We start from the raw sequence: 17,156 nt of genomic DNA, 5'->3' as shown, positions 1-17,156 counted from the left end.
GGAATGAAATTTGTAAAAAATGACCAGACTGCCGTTTTTGCCCTCGGCGGATTGGGCGAGATCGGGAAAAATACGTACGGGGTGCAGTTTCAGGATGAGATTGTACTGATTGATGCGGGGATTAAGTTTCCTGAAGATGAACTTCTCGGCATTGATTACGTAATCCCCGATTACACGTATTTAGTAAAAAACGAAGACAAAATTAAAGGTCTGTTTATCACCCACGGTCACGAAGACCATATCGGCGGTATTCCGTACCTGCTCAGACAAGTAAATATTCCCGTTTACGGCGGTAAACTCGCGATCGGCTTACTTCGGAATAAACTTGAAGAGCACGGACTGTTAAGACAGACAAAATTAAACATCATCGGTGAAGACGACATCGTTAAGTTCCGGAAGACGTCTGTATCCTTCTTCAGAACGACACACAGCATTCCGGATTCATACGGAATCGTCGTCAAAACACCGCCGGGCAATATCGTACATACCGGAGACTTTAAGTTCGATTTCACACCGGTAGGCGAACCGGCAAACTTGACAAAGATGGCCGAAATCGGGAAAGAAGGCGTTTTGTGCCTGCTTTCTGACAGCACGAACAGTGAGGTTCCCGATTTCACCATGTCAGAACGCCGTGTAGGCGAAAGCATTCACGATATTTTCCGAAAAGTGGACGGCAGAATTATATTTGCGACATTCGCTTCGAACATTCACCGTCTTCAGCAAGTGATTGAAGCTGCCGTTTTAAACGGCAGAAAAGTTGCCGTATTCGGACGCAGTATGGAATCGGCTATTGAGATCGGACAGACTCTCGGTTACATCAGCTGCCCTAAAAATACGTTTATTGAGCATAACGAAATCAACCGTATACCTGCCAATAAAGTAACGATTTTATGTACGGGCAGCCAGGGTGAACCGATGGCGGCGCTATCACGCATCGCTAACGGCACGCACCGTCAGATATCCATTAATCCCGGAGATACGGTTGTCTTTTCTTCTTCTCCGATTCCCGGAAACACAATCAGCGTAAGCCGCACCATCAACCAGTTGTACCGTGCGGGCGCAGAAGTCATTCACGGTTCGCTGAATGACATCCATACATCCGGACACGGCGGACAGGAAGAACAAAAATTAATGCTCCGCCTGATTAAACCGAAGTTCTTCATGCCGATTCACGGGGAATACAGAATGCAGAAAATGCACGTCAAACTCGCGACTGATTGCGGCATTCCTGAAGAAAACTGCTTTATTATGGACAATGGCGAAGTGCTGGCGCTCAAAGGCGAAGAAGCAGCTGTGGCAGGCAAAATCCCGTCCGGTTCCGTGTACATTGACGGAAGCGGAATCGGTGACATCGGCAATATCGTGCTCCGCGACCGCCGCATTCTTTCAGAAGAAGGCCTTGTTATCGTTGTTGTCAGCATCAACATGGACGACTTTAAAGTATCGGCAGGACCTGATTTAATTTCAAGAGGTTTTGTATACATGAGAGAATCCGGTGATTTAATCAACGATGCACAGCAGCTCATTTCGAACCATCTTGAGAAAGTAATGGATCGGAAAACAACGCAGTGGTCCGAAATTAAAAACGAAATTACCGACACGCTTGCTCCGTTCCTATATGAAAAAACAAAACGCCGTCCGATGATCCTTCCGATCATTATGGAGGTCTAAAAAAACTGCACTCGTGATGAGTGCAGTTTTTTTTATTGCAGCGGAATATGCTGAAAGGCTTTGACATCAAACAGACCGGCTGCCGTCATTTTAATATCCGGTATCACCGGAAGCGCTAAAAACGATAATGTAAGAAACGGATTGAAATTACCGGTGAATCCGAGCAGAGGAAGCTTTTCATGAAGCACGCCCAGGCTGTCATTCACCCATTCCGCAGACTTATCAGACAAAAGCCCGGCAATCGGAAGCGGGACAGAGTGAAGCAATTCTCCGTTTTTCACGGCTGTCAGCCCTCCTCCGGTGTTACGCAGTCTGTTGATTGCTTTTGCCAAATCGGAATCGTTTGTACCGACAGCGATGATGTTGTGGGAATCGTGAGAAATGGTTGTGGCAATGGCGCCTTCTTTTAACCCGAACCCTTGTACAATCCCGAGACCTATCATTTTTTCTCCGCTGTGGCGTTCAGCGACGGCGATTTTTAATAAATCATTTACTGTATCAGGACAAAATGTGCCGGCAGACGGTGCAGAGACTTCTTTTTTCCTCGTCTCTAAATGATTTGGTATGATTTCGATTACATTCATTAGACTGCCCTCTTGAATCGGCATATGAAAATCTGATTCAGTCAGCGGCGCTTTCAGCCGTACTGTATCCAACAGCGCCTGATCCGGAGAATAAGAGCCGGCGGACTGCTCATAAACCGGGCAGCCGTTTTCCGCAACGGTCCGGCCGGCGACCAAGGTCTTTGTGACGGAAGCCTCCCGCAAATCCGAAATAAACAAGAGATCTGCATCAAAACCCGGTGCCACCGCGCCTTTTGTTTCAAGGCCGTAGCACTCGGCCGCATTTAAGCTGGCGAGCTGATACGCAAGGAATGGATCAAGTCCCGCTTTTATTGCCATTTTGACTTGGTGGTTCACACTTCCTTCTGAAAGCAGATCGTCCACATGTTTATCATCCGTACAAAAGAAGAAGCGGCGCGCATTTTTTTCGTTCACCGCCGGCAGCACATTGAGCGTATTTTTGGCCACCGATCCTTCGCGCAGCATGACATACATTCCCCGCCTGATTCTGTCCAGCGCCTCTTCTTTTGTCGTCACTTCATGATCATTTGACACTAACGCGGTTCTGTATATATTGATGATATCTGAAGACAGTCCGGCTAAATGCCCGTCAATCCGTTTTCCGTGAAGCTTGGCATCAAGCAGTTTCTGAAGCATATCCTCTTCACCTTCGGCAACAGACACGTAGTCCATTACTTCCGCCAGTCCCAGCACCTCTTTTTCCTGATAAAAAGGTTTTAAATCTTTGGCTTTTAATACGGCTCCCGAGCGTTCAAAGCTTGCGGCGGGAACACAGGAAGGAAGCATGAAACGGATGTTCAGCGGCGCTTTTTTCGCCTGCTCTATCATAAATGAAATGCCTTTTGCCCCCGAAACGTTCGCGATTTCGTGAGGATCAGTAATGACAGTCGTCACTCCGTGAGGGAGGACTGCTTTTGCAAATTCAATCGGAGTAACCATAGAGGACTCGATATGAACATGTCCGTCAATAAAGCCCGGAACGATCATTTGGCCTTCTGCATCAATGACTTCTTCCCCTTCATACTCACCCAACCCGACGATCACTCCGTCCGTAATGGCGATATCTGCAGAAATCCATTCCTGGTTAAATACATCCATGATTTTTCCGTTTTTAATGACGGTATCGGCTTTTTGTCGGCCGGCCGATGCATTCAGCCGTTCAGCCAGTGTTTCTTTGTTCAAAATGAGGCCTCCTCTTTTTCTTTATATGGTACAATATGCTATCGGATCGCCTGATCATAGTCAATAAAAACTGCAGAATATACCGCTTACACGATAAATGTCTTTCTATTCTGACATATAAAAAAGACCGTCCTTTTATGGACGGCTTTTCACTTTGTATGAAGCACTCTTTTTTCAAATCGGGAAATGTCCGTAAGAGAGCCGATAACGATGAGAATATCGTCTTTTTGGATCATTTCAGTCGCCAGCGGAGATACGATTACTTCTTTTTCTCTCTTGATGGCCACGATGTTAATACCGTACTTCGCGCGTATGTCCAGATCAAGCAGTGTGTTGCCCGCAAGCCTGCTGTTGGCTACGATCTCCACGATGCTGTGTTCGTCAGACAGCTCTAAATAATCAAGCACATTATTTGATACGATGTTGTGGGCGATGCGTTTTGCCATGTCACGTTCAGGGTGGACGATGTGGTCGGCCCCGATTTTCGCAAGCACTTTTTCATGATAGTCGTTTTGCGCTTTGACCGTGATCGTGTTCACGCCGAGTTCCTTTAAGATCAGCGTCGTTAAAATGCTCGCCTGTATATTTTCACCGATTGCCACAATGACGTGGTCAAAATTGCGCAGCCCCAGATTTTTCAGCACCGATTCATCGGTTGAATCGCCGATGACGGCGTGTGATGCGATTTTGGCATATTCATTTACTTTATCTTCATCAATATCCATCGCCATGACCTCAAGGCCTTCTTCACTTAATGCTTTGCAAATACTCCCGCCGAAGCGTCCGAGACCGATAACGGCAAACTCTTTTCTCATAACAGTACTCCTTTAAACAATATCTCTAATAGGAATAGTATCACATTTTCGGCAATGAGTTCATATGGCGTTTGAGCTTTTCTGAAAAGGCGGGCGATAAATACAAGTCTGCTCCGCGTTCGATTTCTTCCTGATAGTGACCCGGAGGCGCAATTTCCTCAGCTTTATCAAGCACAAGAAACGTCAGGCAGCCCCTGTATATACGGCCGCCGGCATTCACTTCTATGAACGCGGGACGATATGTATGGCTATCAACACCTTCCCGTTTATACAGATAGGTTGCCGCTTCAAACGGGAGCTTGTACAGCACGCCTTCAGTACGGCCGCCGTCTTCAACAAGATCGGCTCTGGAACCGTCAGGACGCCTTAACGTGAATCTCGTCGAATACCCTTCAGCAACCGCCCCTCCGACCGGCTCGGCGAAAAAGTGATCGACCCCCGCCTGTTTAAAACGGGCATTATCCATACATGAACCGTAAGCGAAATAATAAACCGGGCTGTCATCCTCCCTTTTCATAAAACGATATTCTTTCCAGTCTCCGCTTTTGATCCGGCTGAATGAAGCACACTGCTCAGGCTTTACGACATATGCGAAGGCGGTTTTATTCCCGAGATCCGTCGTCACGGCAACTTCCTCCCGGTCAAAATCGGCATAATGCGCATCCAGCTTACGGATCATCTGATGATCTGTTTCATACAATTCTCCGTATACAAAAGCTGTTTCTGCTAAAGACGCCGCGGGCTGACCTTTTTCTGTTTTGTACAGCACGCCGTTTATCGCGGCCTGCTCGCACACACACGGAGCGCCTTTCAGCAGCTCATGATTTTCTTCACGCTTCCGTAACAAACCGTATACAAAAAGAAGCAAGTTAGTTTTCCTCCTTTTGGACAGCAGCCGCTTCTAATGGCAGAAATACCTGAAACGTACTGCCTTCTCCATTTTTGCTCTTAATGTTAAGTTTACCATTATGCTCCTTGAGAATTCGTAAACAAATCGGAAGACCGAGGCCTGTTCCCTGATCTTTTGTCGAGAAAAACGGTTTCCCGATGTTTTTAAGCTTTTCTTTCGACATGCCGTTTCCTTCATCCTGTATGCTGATCACCGCGTATTCTTCATCCCGTTTTGTGTAAATATGAATATTCCCGCCGTCAGGCATCGCCTCAATCGCATTTTTAATAATATTGATAAATACCTGTTTCAGCTGGTTTTCGTCACCGTTGACCATACAGGACTCAGTCTGCCTGAAATCCTTCTCAATCACAGTGTTTGACAGCACCGCGTTTGTGTCAAGAAGCGTCGCCACCTGCCTTAAAATATGGTTGAGATGATGGACGGTAAACGTCACGGTCTGCGGCTTGGCGAGCAGAAGCAGCTCTCCCAGCACAAGATCTATCCTTTTAATTTCCGAAAAAATAATATCGAAATAATCCGTTCGTTCCGGATACTGAGCTTTCATCAGCTGGAGAAAGCCGCTGACTGATGTTAAAGGATTTCTTACTTCGTGGGCGATTCCTGCCGCAAGTTCACCGGCGATAGCCAGCTTTTGAGATTGCATGGCGAGCCGTTCGTTCGTTTCCAGAAGCTCATCAACCGCTTTTTTCCGTTCACTGATATCAGACATCGTCCCCAGGCTTCCGACAAATTTCTGTCTGCGGTCATAATACAGCTTATAATGAACTTCTCCCCAAAAGATAGTGCCGTCTTTTTTAATATATTTAGCCGTGAACATTCCTGACGGAGACTGCTGCTTAATTTGGGAGATAATATAATCAATGATATGTTTCTCTTTTATAAAATAATCATTATACATCGTGCCCATACATTCGCTGATGGAATAGCCCGTAATCGCCGTCCAAGCTTGATTCAAATATGTAATATTCCCTTGTGAATCCGTCTGAAAAACAATTTCCTGCAGATTGTCCATGATCCGGTTTTTCTCATCTGAAAGCGCCTTTGCTTTCTGCTCGCTGTCCTTCAGCTCCGCCAGCAGCTGCTTTTTATGATCTACATAATAAGCCAGCAGCCAGACGCTGATTAACGTGACAGTGGTAAAAGTGATATCAACAGGCCAGTTAATCGGATTCCGTTCAATTATATAAAATAAATAATCCCAAAACATAATAAAAATCATTGCCAAGATTAATGAAATGATACGCGCTTGATATTTTCCCATAGTCCCACCTGCCGCTAGCATTTCTACATATATTGTAACATTGTTGACCGCATTATTGACTAAAAAATGATAACTATTCCCAATTATTTGAGCAGGTTTACTTGATTTTACCGTGAGTTTTTGCACAAGTTCATAATAAAAGGGCGGAATGACGCTCCGCCCTTTTTATCATTATGATTTATCTTTTAACGCTTCCTCGATTTCCTCAAGCAGCATTTTCGCTCCTTCAGGGCTTAAGATGATTTTACCGTTGCCGTATTCCTGATTGTCGGGAGTAATTTCTCCGGTCATTAAGCAAATGCCGTGCGGTTTGTATTTTTTCAAGACAATTTTGTCTCCGTCAACAAAAAATTCAATACTATCTTTAATAGCGATATCCAATGCTCTTCTCAATTCAATCGGCATGACAATACGCCCTAGTTCGTCTACTTTTCTTACTACACCAATTGATTTCATAGAAATCCCCTACTTCCTTTAATGTCTCTTATATATGTCCAAGGAAAATCCTTCATAAACGTAGACGAAAGTAACGGAGCAAAAGTTTCTCCGCATCCGGTAATGAATGTTTTTTTACAGAAGAAAGCCTTTTTGAAATACGGGATACAGACTTTCCCTCCTTTTTTACAAAAACATTTCATTCCCGGCGGAAACCCCCAAAAATCGTGGTTTTTCTCAGAAACTTTAAATGTAGAATCAATTAAATCAGGATAGGGATTGGGTGAAAATATGTTTCAATCAACTGAGATCGGAATCGACTTAGGAACCGCTAATATACTTGTTTACAGTAAAAATAAAGGAATTATTTTAAACGAGCCTTCCGTTGTCGCTGTAGATACAACAACGAAAGCGGTGCTTGCCATCGGAACAGATGCCAAAAACATGATCGGAAAGACCCCGGGGAAAATCGTCGCCGTACGGCCGATGAAAGACGGCGTCATTGCTGATTATGATATGACAACTGACTTATTAAAACACATTATGAAAAAAGCCGGAAAAAAAATCGGGATGACCTTCCGCAAACCGAATGTCGTCGTCTGCACACCTTCAGGATCAACAGCCGTTGAACGCCGAGCCATCAGTGACGCTGTCAAAAACTGCGGAGCAAAAAACGTTCACTTAATTGAAGAACCCGTAGCAGCTGCAATCGGAGCCGACCTGCCGGTTGACGAGCCGGTCGCAAACGTCGTCGTGGATATCGGAGGCGGTACGACTGAAGTCGCCATCATCTCATTCGGAGGCGTCGTGTCCTGCCACTCTATCAGAATCGGCGGCGACCAGCTTGATGAAGATATCGCTTCGTTCGTCAGAAAAAAATACAACCTGCTGATCGGAGAACGTACGGCAGAACAAGTGAAAATGGAAATCGGTTTTGCATTGATTGAACATGTGCCGGAAACGATGGAAATCCGCGGTCGTGACCTCGTAACCGGTCTGCCGAAGACGATCAGACTGCAGTCAAATGAAATTCAGCACGCGATGCGTGAATCGCTCCTACATATTCTTGAAGCCATCAGAGCGACTCTTGAAGATTGTCCGCCGGAACTCAGCGGGGACATTGTTGACCGCGGCGTCGTGTTAACCGGCGGGGGCTCGCTTTTAAACGGGATGAAAGAATGGCTGACAGAAGAAATCGTCGTTCCCGTTCATTTGGCCGCAAATCCGCTTGAATCAGTGGCTATCGGCACGGGGCGTTCGTTAGACGTCATCGACAAGCTGCAAAAAGCGATTAAATAATAAGATTGTGCTTCTTTTTTCTCCGGCCGGCTCATATTGTGAGAACTGGAGAAACATTAAGGAGGAAGCATATGCTTAGAGATGTGGGAAGACGCGTAGCGGTAGCTGTCATTTTAAGCGGAATTATTTTGGGGGGTATGAGCATTTCGCTGGCCAATATGCCCCATTCTCCGGCCGGCAGCACCGTAAAACTGAATCATCCGTAAAGACGCAGCAAAGGCTGTGTCTTTTTCATTTACGCTCCTTTCTTTTCTTTATGAGGCGATATTTGATATGATGAGAAAAACCGATGAGGAGGAATGAACGATGAGTTCGTTTACTGAAAAGTTAAATACATATGCTCGGCTGGCGGTGGAAGTCGGCGTCAATGTCCAAAAAGGACAGCATGTCGTAATCAATGCCTCAACCGATGTCCGGGAACTTGTCAGACTGCTGGCTAAACATTCGTATGAAAAAGGCGCAAAAAACGTCACCGTAAATTGGCAGGACGATGAATTGTCCAGATTAAAATACGAAATGGCTCCGTTTGAAGCGTTTGAAGAATATCCTGAATGGGAAGCGAAAGGCAAAGAAGAGCTCGCGAAAAAAGGAGCTGCGTTTATTTCTGTCGTCTCATCCGACCCCGACCTGTTAAAAGGCACTGACGGGAAACGGATTGCAGCGTTCCAAAAAGCCGCCGGAAAAGCATTGCATACATACAGACAATATATTCAATCAGATAAGGTCAGCTGGACGGTGATCGGAGCCGCTTCAACAGGCTGGGCGAAAAAAGTGTTCCCGGATCAACCGGAAGAAACAGCCGTTCAGCTTTTATGGGAAGAAATTTTCAAAACGACCCGCGTAAATGAAGAAAATCCTGTGGAAGCATGGAAAAAACATGATCAAAACCTTCATGAGAAAGTGGAACACCTGAACAAAAAACATTACAGCGCCCTGCATTATCAAGCTGAAGGAACTGACTTAACCATTGAATTGCCGAAAAAACATGTATGGGCAGGCGCGGGAAGCGTTAATGAGAGCGGGCACGAATTCATGGCCAACATGCCGACAGAAGAGGTTTTCACTCTTCCGCAGCGTGACGGGGTGAACGGCACAGTTTCCAGCACGAAACCGCTGAGCTACGGCGGCAACATTATTGATAACTTTACACTTACCTTTGAAAACGGCCGCATCGTTGATGTGAAAGCTGAAAAAGGCGAGGAGATTTTAAAAGGCATTGTCGAAACCGATGAAGGCTCGCATTATCTCGGAGAAGTGGCCTTAGTGCCGTACGATTCACCGATTTCAACATCGAATATTTTATTTTACAACACACTGTATGATGAAAATGCATCAAACCACTTGGCGATCGGCAGCGCGTATGCCTTTAATATCGAAGGCGGCAAACAAATGACACGGGAAGAGCTTGTTAAAGAGGGCTTAAATGAAAGCATTACGCACGTAGATTTCATGGTCGGCTCCAAAGATATGAATATCGACGGAATTACAGCTGACGGCAAAAGAGAACCGATCTTCAGAAACGGAAACTGGGCATTTTAATAAAAAAGGAGGCGCTTCGGCCTCCTTTTTTATTTTGCTTCATACATTTGCAGGTTGGCAAAGACAGTTTCCAAAACAGGGGTATCAACTGACAAGCCTTTCGCTTTCTCAAGCAGAAAACCGTGTAGATGATCACCTTCTGTCACCCGGCCATTTTCCATGTCTCTCAGCATCGACGATTTCATGTGATAAGACATGCTTGTCAACGTACGATAACTCTCTTCTTCAAGGTCAGCGTCCTTCGGAATGCCCGCAGCCTTGAAAATGGCTCCGATTTCTGAAAAAAGACGCTTTGCCGTATTGCGGCCCCCTTCTGTATCTAAAATCGGTCCGACCGGCTGTTGAAACAAAGTGGTTACTCCCGCCTGCGCGGCAATGAACATGTACTTTTTCCAAATATCCTTTTCAATATCCCGGCTGATGATGACATCCGCTTTCACACCCGCAAACGCTTTTTCCAGCTCATTTATACGTTCTGTGCGTTCCCCGCTCCATTCACCGAACACAAAGCGGTGGGCAGCGCTCGTATGAAGAATGTCCCCTTTTTCGTTAAGGGCGCTCTCAATAAAGCAGAGGCCTCCTAACACCTGCCGTTTTGAAAAAGCTTCGAACAGCTCGTTATAGTGCCTGTACCCGTTTAAAAAAGGAATAATGACCGACGAAGGTTTGACAAACGGTTTGACATCCCGAATGACGTCCTGCAAAGAATACGCTTTTGATGCGATGATAAAGGCGTCAAACTCTCCTTCTTCGCCCGCCATGATTATTTTCGGCTTGATTGAAACATCACCATTTGCACTTTTGACAGTCAATCCCGTCTCTTTTAATTGTTCCGCCCGCTTCTGACGGACGAGAAACGTAACGTCATTTCCCTTCTCTGCAAGACGTGCGCCGATATAACCGCCCACTCCCCCTGCTCCGACAACTAAAAACTTCATGATGCATTCCTCCGTCTCTTTTCAATTCATATGTTCCTTATTGTAACGGGAAGTCAGAAGATTGAAAACTTTTTTCACAAATAAAAAGCAGAGTCTCCTCTGCTTTTTTATTACGCGTATAGCTCCTCAAGCTTTTTCTGCACATCCGCATTTTCAAGAAATTCGTCATAAGACATTTGTTTGTCAACGATGCCTTTAGGCGTTAATTCAATGATGCGGTTGGCAATTGTCTGTACAAACTGATGGTCATGAGATGAAAACAGCATAGCGCCTTTAAAGCTGATTAAACCGTTGTTAAGCGCTGTAATGGATTCCAGGTCTAAATGGTTTGTCGGTTCATCCAAAATTAAAATGTTCGCGCCGGAAAGCATCGCTTTTGAAAGCATGCAGCGCACTTTTTCTCCTCCGGAAAGAACGTTTGATTTTTTGTTGACTTCTTCCCCAGAGAACAGCATGCGTCCTAAGAAGCCGCGCAGAAAGCTTTCGCTTTGGTCATGCGGCGAGTATTGGCGGAGCCAGTCTACAAGGTTCGCATCGCTGCCGTCGAAATATTCGCTGTTGTCTTTCGGGAAGTACGCCTGAGAAGTGGTGACGCCCCATTTGAATGTGCCGCTGTCAGCTTCCATTTCCCCGGAAATGATTTTGAACAATGTCGTAACGGCAAGCTCATTGCGGCCCGTAAACGCGATTTTGTCTTCTCTGTTCATAATAAAGCTGACGTTATCAAGCACCTTAACGCCGTCAATCGTTTTCGTTAAGCCTTCTACCCGCAGCACGTCATTTCCGATCTCGCGTTCCGGCGTGAAATTGACATAAGGATAACGGCGTGATGACGGTTTGATATCATCAAGCGTAATTTTATCAAGGAGTTTCTTTCTTGACGTCGCCTGCTTTGATTTAGAGGCGTTGGCACTGAATCTGGCCACGAACTCCTGAAGCTGTTTAATCTGCTCTTCTTTTTTCTTATTGGCTTCCTGAGAAAGCTTTAATGCAAGCTGGCTGGATTCATACCAGAAATCATAGTTGCCGACATACACTTGAATTTTATTAAAATCAAGATCGGCGATGTGTGTGCACACTTTATTTAAAAAGTGACGGTCGTGGGATACGACGATGACTGTGTTCTCAAAGTTGATCAGAAACTCTTCCAGCCACTGAATCGCTTTCAGATCCAAGTGGTTCGTCGGTTCATCAAGCAGCAGAACGTCCGGCTTGCCGAACAGCGCCTGTGCCAAAAGCACTTTCACCTTTTCTGAACCGCCTAAGTCCGCCATTTTCTTCGTATGCAGATCTTCAGAGATGCCCAGACCCTTTAACAAAATAGCGGCTTCACTTTCAGCTTCCCATCCGTTTAATTCCGCAAACTCTCCTTCAAGCTCAGCGGCGCGGATGCCGTCTTCATCAGAAAAATCCGGTTTCATATAAATCGCGTCTTTTTCCTGCATGACTTCGTATAAACGTTTATGTCCCATAATGACGACTTTCAGAACTTCGTAATCTTCATATTCAAAATGGTTCTGCTTCAGGATGGCAAGGCGTTCGCCCGGGCTCATATGGACATCGCCGGTCTGAGGCTCCAGTTCACCGGATAAAATTTTCAAGAATGTTGATTTTCCGGCACCGTTTGCGCCTATTAATCCGTAGCAATTGCCCGGCGTAAATTTAATATTGACATCTTCAAATAACTTGCGATCCGCAAAACGCAAGCTCACATTATTTACAGCAATCATTTATAATCCTCCATCGTGTCTAACATCAATAAAAGTATACCATGAATAAAGGGGAAGAGAAATGTTTCCCTGCGAATATAAGGGTTTTGAAAAGACGCAAGCGCCAAACCCGAAGCCCTGTGATACAATAGATATATATACATATTCATCACGGAGGAACAAGTTGAAGCTTTTAACACTCACAGAATATTGTCTTATGATTTTCTTTACCGGGGTTTTTCTGGCCGTCACAGGCTTTACCGCACGTGACATCGGCTTGTACGTCGGAATCGCCCTCATTTACACGTTTTCGCATCTCTTTTCAAAACGGATGCTTGAAAAACGCGGCAAAGAGAAGCAGCAGGTGAATCTTTTTTTCAGCGTTCTGGCCATTGTCGGATCAGTGCTGGCCACGGTAATGTTCATTGCCATCGCCGCCTCGTTTGCCAAATAAAAAACGCCGGCCGTCCGAATCGGGCAGCGCGGCGTTTTTATTTTGTCTGACGCATATCATGAAACGGGAAGAACACAAACTTCGAGGTGCCGACGATCCGTTTTTCGGCAATTAAACCGAGTCCGTTCCGGCTGTCCATTGAGTTCAGCCGATTGTCGCCCATGACGAAGTATTTGCCTTTCGGAACCTTTACGGGGCCGAAATCTCCCGTCAGGTTGACTCCCAGTTTTTTCGCTTCTTTTTTATTGCTCGCGAGGTACGGTTCATCGATTTTTTTGCCGTTTATATAAAGCGTGTCATTTTTCATTTCCACCGTTTCTCCGGGTTTTCCGATGAGCCGCTTTACATAATGGACTTTCGATGTATCGCCGTTAATAATGACGATGTCCCCCCGCTCGATTTCTCCGATATAATTGACGCTTTTGTTGACAAACAGCCTTTCACCGTCATGTAATGTCGGGTACATTGATGATCCTTCCACTAAGTACGGTTCAAACAGGAAATGGCGGATTAAAAGCGCAAGAGCGACCGCTATAATGATGGCCTTTCCCCATTCCCAATACGTGTTGGATTTTCTTTTTACCGATTTTTCAGAAGTAGGTTTTTGTTCTTCAGTCAACGTGGTTCCTCCTAGACGATCACTGTTACGGTTCATGTACTATCTTTACTTTATCACAACTCATCACAAAATACATAACGCTTCTATGCGCATATGATTGAAAAAAGCGCCCGTAAAGGACGCTTTTTGCTTATTTCTCTACTACCGGTTTTTTGACGATTCCCAAGATAACCGCCGTTACAACCGCTCCGATTACGATGCTCATTAAGTAAAGCAGCGGATGGTTCGTAATGAATGCAACGAATATTCCTCCGTGCGGTGCAGGGAGCGTTACCCGGAAAAACTCTGTCAGTCCGCCCGCTACCGCAGAACCGATAACGGCTGCAGGGATGACGCGAAGCGGATCAGCCGCCGCAAACGGGATGGCGCCTTCTGTAACGAAAGCAGCTCCCATGAAGTAGCACGTAATACCGGCTTCACGGTCACGTTTAGAGAATTTATGTTTAAAGAATGTTGTCGCCAGTGCAATTCCAAGCGGCGGAGCCATTCCGCCCGCCATGATGGCTGCGTGCGGGGCATAGTTTCCGGCGCCGATCATCGCAATCCCGAAAGTGAACGCCGCTTTATTGAGCGGGCCGCCCATGTCGATAGCCATCATACCGCCTAAAATAATCCCCATTAAGACAAGGTTTCCGGTTCCAAGGCTTTCAAGCCAATTTGTTAAGAAATTCATAAACGCTGCTACAGGTGTGTTAATGACAAACTGCATCAGGACACCGGTGATAAAAATACCGAGCAGCGGATAAATCAATACAGGTTTTAATCCGTCAAGAGTCTGAGGAATAAAGACAAACAGCTTTTTCAGCAGGACTACAACATAACCGGCTAAGAAACCGGCAATCAGTCCGCCCAAGAATCCGGCATTCGCCTGCGTAGCCATAAATCCGCCGACCATACCCGGCGCAAATCCCGGACGGTCCGCAATACTCATTGCGATGAATCCGGCAAGAACGGCAACGATCAGTTTTAACGCATTATCGCCGCCGATAAAGTTCAGCGCTGCAGCAAACGTATTGTATGTCGGATCTTTCGGCTCAGCTGAATGAATTCCCCAGAAGAATGAAATCGCAACGAGGATTCCGCCGCCGACGACAAATGGCAGCATGTTGCTGACACCGCTCATTAAGTGTTTATAGAAAGTGCTTCCGATGCTTGTGCCTGATTTCTGTTTCGGGCCGTCTTCATTAGAAGAGGCAGATCCTCCGCCGCTGCCTTCGTAAATCGGCGCATCTTGATTAACGGCTTTTTCAATCAGTTCTTGAGGACGTCTGATACCGGCCGTTACGGGCACTTGAAGAACATGTTTGCCTTTAAAGCGCTCCATTTCAACCTGTTTATCAGCCGCTACGATAATCGCAGGCGCATCTTCAATTTCCTGAGCCGTCAGCTTATGCTTGATTCCGCTTGAGCCGTTTGTCTCTACTTTAATGTCGACGCCGAGCTCTTTCGCTTTTTCTTTCAGTGCGTCAGCAGCCATGAATGTATGGGCGATACCTGTCGGACATGCAGTAACCGCAAGAATTTTGCCCTTTCCTGACGGCGCTGCCTGTTCTTCCTGCTCTTCTTCTTCCTCATCGTCATCTTTGTCATGCTGATTGATGATGTCAATGATCGCATCTTCTGATTCAGCCTCAAGAAGCTGTTTGCGGATTTCTTCACGCATGAGAAGCGTTGAAAGTCTTGATAATGCTTCAAGGTGCGTATTGTTCGCTCCTTCGGTTGCCGCAATCATAAAGACCAGGTGTGCCGGCTGACCGTCTAATGATTCATAGTCCACACCTTCTTTTGAACGTCCGAATGCGATGGCCGGGTTAATGACGCTCGCCGTCTTCGCGTGAGGAATGGCAATGCCTTCGCCGATTCCCGTCGAGCTTTGGCTTTCACGATTTAAAATGGCTGCTTTGTAAGCCTCTCTGTCATTTAATCTGCCGGCTTTGTCAAGCACTGTCACCATTTCATCGATAACGTTTTCTTTCTCTTTGCTTTCTATATTGAGATGAATTGTATCCCTTGTTAACAGCTCAGTTATCTTCACTTTTCTTTCCTCCTCTATAGACGTGTGACTTTAACTTCAGGAAGAAGCTGCTGTACAAACTCTTCAGTTCCGAGCTCCTCAGAAAACGCCGTCGCGCTTCCGGAAGCAACACCTAAACGGAACGCGTCTTCCAAAGGCAGCTGTTTTGAGATTCCCGCAAGGAATCCCGCAACAACGGAATCACCCGCGCCTACGGAATTGACCAGCTTTCCTTTAGGAACATTAGCGAGGAAAACCGCCTCTTTCGTAAATAAAAGCGCACCGTCGCCAGCCATCGAAACTATCGCATGTTCAGCGCCTTGTTCAATTAATTTTTTGCCGTACGGAACGGCTGCTTCGGCTGAGTCAATAACCGTATTGAACATTTCGCCAAGCTCGTGATGGTTCGGCTTCATCAAAAACGGTTTCATTTCTGTCGCTTTCATAAGCGCTTCACCAGAGATGTCTACCACAACCCGGGCATTCTGCTTTCTGCATGCCTCAGCAATTTTTTCATACGTGTTATGCGGAAGAGAAGATGGGATGCTTCCCGCTAAAACGACGATGTCTCCTTCTTTCAGAGCGGAGAACTGTTCTAAAAAGGCACTGAACACTTCGTCTGAAATCGTCGGGCCCTGACCGTTAATTTCCGTTTCATCGCCCGTTTTCAGTTTTACATTTATACGCGTGTCTTCATCCACCTCAGAAAAAGCTGTTTCCAGACCTTCCTGCTGCAAAAATGACGTGATATAATTTCCGGTAAATCCGCCGACAAACCCCAATGCTTTTGACGGCACATGGTGTCTTTTCAGTAATCTCGAAACATTAATGCCTTTCCCGCCGGGGTACTTCGTGTCATAGCTGGAACGGTTTAAACCGCCTACGGCAAAATCTTCAACGTGAACGATATAGTCAACAGACGGATTGAGGGTTACAGTGTAAATCATGATTTCACTACCTTTACGACAGTTTTTTCTTGGTAATTATCGAATGCAAGTTCTTCAGATTCAGTGGTAATGATAACGGCATCGCCCAAAGCGGCGAACGCTGCGAAAGAAATCTCGCCGAATTTGGAAGGGTCGGCTAAAACATACGCGTTTTTCGCCTGTCTCACAGCCTTTGTCTTCAGAAGAGCCTCATCCGGATCGGGTGTTGTAAAACCGGCTTCAATGTGCACGCCGTTCACTCCGAGAAAGCTTTTGTCAAACCGGTACTGGCTGACCGCCGATAATGAGGCGCCGCCGATCATCGCACCTGTTCGATGCTTCACATATCCTCCGAGAAGATAAAAGGGGATCCCTTTCCTTATTAAAGCGTCGATATGCATAACTCCGTTTGTGACAACCACAATGTCCTTTGTTTGATCTATAAAATCAATCATATGCAATGCAGTTGTTCCCGCATCAAGATAAATACAGTCACCTTCTTCTAATAAAGATGCCGCTTTTTCTGCAATCTTCAGCTTATCTTGAAGGTTTTTGGAGGATTTTTCAAGCATATCGGGTTCTTGCCGGCTGTTGGAAAGCTTAGATGCCCCGCCGTGAACGCGCTTTAAAAACCCGCGCTCTTCAAGCGTTGATAAATCCCTTCTGATTGTTGATTCAGAAGCGTTTGTCATGCTTATCAGCTCTTGAATCTTTACCACGTCACGCTTTTCAATCTGATCAAGGATCAGCTGATACCTTTCAGGAGTGAGCATATTCCGCCTCCTTTGAAAACGTAT

At 45.9% G+C, this 17,156-nt stretch carries 16 protein-coding genes; 5 read left to right on the top strand and 11 right to left on the bottom strand.

Annotation, left to right across the window (positions count from 1 at the left end; genetic code table 11):
• The first annotated feature begins 3 nt into the window (after positions 1 to 3).
• Positions 4 to 1,671 (top strand): ribonuclease J1, encoded by a 1,668-nt coding sequence (rnjA, locus tag AD710_RS14995; RefSeq protein WP_029575210.1) that lies wholly within the window; start codon positions 4 to 6, stop codon positions 1,669 to 1,671.
• A gap of 32 nt (positions 1,672 to 1,703) precedes the next feature.
• Here the strand turns inward: rnjA and ade are convergent, their stop codons facing one another.
• From ade to AD710_RS14970, 5 genes are all read right to left on the bottom strand, one after another.
• Positions 1,704 to 3,437 (bottom strand): adenine deaminase, encoded by a 1,734-nt coding sequence (ade, locus tag AD710_RS14990; protein ID WP_049628407.1) that lies wholly within the window; start codon positions 3,435 to 3,437, stop codon positions 1,704 to 1,706.
• 149 nt (positions 3,438 to 3,586) lie between these two features.
• Entirely contained in the window at positions 3,587 to 4,252 is a 666-nt protein-coding gene (ktrC, locus tag AD710_RS14985; protein ID WP_016936269.1) for a Ktr system potassium transporter KtrC, read from the bottom strand.
• 40 nt (positions 4,253 to 4,292) lie between these two features.
• The gene (locus tag AD710_RS14980; RefSeq protein ID WP_016936270.1) at positions 4,293 to 5,120 is read right to left on the bottom strand and encodes a gamma-glutamylcyclotransferase family protein; all 828 of its coding nucleotides are present in this window, start codon (positions 5,118 to 5,120) and stop codon (positions 4,293 to 4,295) included.
• Between the two features lies 1 nt (position 5,121).
• The gene (locus AD710_RS14975) at positions 5,122 to 6,426 is read right to left on the bottom strand and encodes an ATP-binding protein (RefSeq protein ID WP_049628406.1); all 1,305 of its coding nucleotides are present in this window, start codon (positions 6,424 to 6,426) and stop codon (positions 5,122 to 5,124) included.
• A gap of 171 nt (positions 6,427 to 6,597) precedes the next feature.
• Positions 6,598 to 6,882, bottom strand: a complete 285-nt coding sequence (locus AD710_RS14970; RefSeq protein WP_013352109.1) for a transcriptional regulator AbhA — start codon at positions 6,880 to 6,882, stop codon at positions 6,598 to 6,600.
• Between the two features lie 270 nt (positions 6,883 to 7,152).
• On the opposite strand from AD710_RS14970, the gene mreBH reads away from it, so the two are divergent.
• The 3 genes from mreBH (at position 7,153) to AD710_RS14960 (ending at position 9,699) form a co-directional block, all read left to right on the top strand.
• Positions 7,153 to 8,160: a cell shape-determining protein MreBH gene (gene mreBH, locus AD710_RS14965; protein ID WP_029575211.1), complete on the top strand. Its 1,008-nt coding sequence runs from the start codon at positions 7,153 to 7,155 to the stop codon at positions 8,158 to 8,160.
• A 71-nt stretch (positions 8,161 to 8,231) separates the two neighbouring features.
• Complete coding sequence (locus AD710_RS19655) at positions 8,232 to 8,366, top strand: protein YkpC (protein ID WP_016936273.1); 135 nt, start codon at positions 8,232 to 8,234, stop codon at positions 8,364 to 8,366.
• A gap of 100 nt (positions 8,367 to 8,466) precedes the next feature.
• Positions 8,467 to 9,699: an aminopeptidase gene (locus tag AD710_RS14960; protein ID WP_049628405.1), complete on the top strand. Its 1,233-nt coding sequence runs from the start codon at positions 8,467 to 8,469 to the stop codon at positions 9,697 to 9,699.
• Positions 9,700 to 9,728: 29 nt separating this feature from the next.
• Here the strand turns inward: AD710_RS14960 and AD710_RS14955 are convergent, their stop codons facing one another.
• Positions 9,729 to 10,637: a ketopantoate reductase family protein gene (locus AD710_RS14955; RefSeq protein WP_049628404.1), complete on the bottom strand. Its 909-nt coding sequence runs from the start codon at positions 10,635 to 10,637 to the stop codon at positions 9,729 to 9,731.
• Positions 10,638 to 10,747: 110 nt separating this feature from the next.
• Positions 10,748 to 12,367 carry an ABC-F family ATP-binding cassette domain-containing protein gene (locus AD710_RS14950; RefSeq protein ID WP_016936276.1) on the bottom strand — a complete coding sequence of 540 codons (1,620 nt, stop codon included), beginning with the start codon at positions 12,365 to 12,367 and terminating at the stop codon, positions 10,748 to 10,750.
• A 163-nt stretch (positions 12,368 to 12,530) separates the two neighbouring features.
• Between AD710_RS14950 and AD710_RS14945 the strand changes: the two genes are divergently transcribed.
• Positions 12,531 to 12,800: a hypothetical protein gene (locus AD710_RS14945; RefSeq protein ID WP_015239771.1), complete on the top strand. Its 270-nt coding sequence runs from the start codon at positions 12,531 to 12,533 to the stop codon at positions 12,798 to 12,800.
• A 37-nt stretch (positions 12,801 to 12,837) separates the two neighbouring features.
• Here the strand turns inward: AD710_RS14945 and lepB are convergent, their stop codons facing one another.
• From lepB to AD710_RS14925, 4 genes are all read right to left on the bottom strand, one after another.
• Complete coding sequence (gene lepB, locus AD710_RS14940) at positions 12,838 to 13,455, bottom strand: signal peptidase I (protein WP_395940959.1); 618 nt, start codon at positions 13,453 to 13,455, stop codon at positions 12,838 to 12,840.
• A 94-nt stretch (positions 13,456 to 13,549) separates the two neighbouring features.
• On the bottom strand, positions 13,550 to 15,454 hold the full coding sequence (locus tag AD710_RS14935; RefSeq protein WP_045926923.1) for a PTS fructose transporter subunit IIABC: 1,905 nt from the start codon (positions 15,452 to 15,454) through the stop codon (positions 13,550 to 13,552).
• A gap of 14 nt (positions 15,455 to 15,468) precedes the next feature.
• Complete coding sequence (gene pfkB / locus AD710_RS14930) at positions 15,469 to 16,380, bottom strand: 1-phosphofructokinase (protein WP_016936279.1); 912 nt, start codon at positions 16,378 to 16,380, stop codon at positions 15,469 to 15,471.
• A complete protein-coding gene (locus AD710_RS14925) occupies positions 16,377 to 17,132 on the bottom strand; it encodes a DeoR/GlpR family DNA-binding transcription regulator (RefSeq protein WP_016936280.1) in 756 nt (251 codons plus the stop codon). The genes pfkB and AD710_RS14925 overlap by 4 nt, the downstream gene beginning before the upstream one ends.
• Positions 17,133 to 17,156 lie beyond the last annotated feature (24 nt).

It is taken from the genome of Bacillus sp. JFL15 (assembly GCF_001184225.1).
GTDB classification, from domain to species: domain Bacteria; phylum Bacillota; class Bacilli; order Bacillales; family Bacillaceae; genus Bacillus; species Bacillus siamensis.
This window is presented reverse-complemented; position numbering and strand designations above follow the sequence as displayed.